General features: G+C 47.7%; 1 protein-coding gene. It reads left to right on the top strand.

Annotated features, from left to right (window positions below; genetic code table 11):
• Positions 1-48: 48 nt before the first annotated feature.
• Positions 49-302: hypothetical protein (locus FS736_RS23570; RefSeq protein ID WP_144481536.1), on the top strand; the 254-nt coding region annotated here is incomplete at its 3' end.

The following is a 302-nucleotide window of genomic DNA, read 5'->3' as shown; positions in this document are numbered from 1 at the left end:
GGGTTTGTGAAAATGAATGGTGGCGTTGAATGGAGATTGGGTTATATTATGGAATTGGGGGATTATTGTTGGGAGGAGATGTATGAGATTGTGAGGGGAATGGGAAAGGCGAAGGAGTTGATGGTTGATGCAGCCATCAACGAACAGATGGTTGAAGTATTTGATTGTAAGGAGATTTCGGGAGGGAATGATGGGGGGAAGGGGGGTGTTGTGGGAAAGATGGTGGAGGATGGAATGGGGAAGGAAGGGGTGGGTGTGAAGAAGGAAAGAGGTGGGGGGGATTATAAGGTTTTAAGAGGGGA

The sequence above is a fragment of the Cytobacillus oceanisediminis 2691 genome, from assembly GCF_007678455.1.
GTDB lineage: Bacteria > Bacillota > Bacilli > Bacillales > Cytobacillaceae > Mesobacillus > Mesobacillus oceanisediminis_A.
Note: the sequence above shows the minus strand (reverse complement) of the source record. Positions and strands in the feature narration are given on the sequence as shown.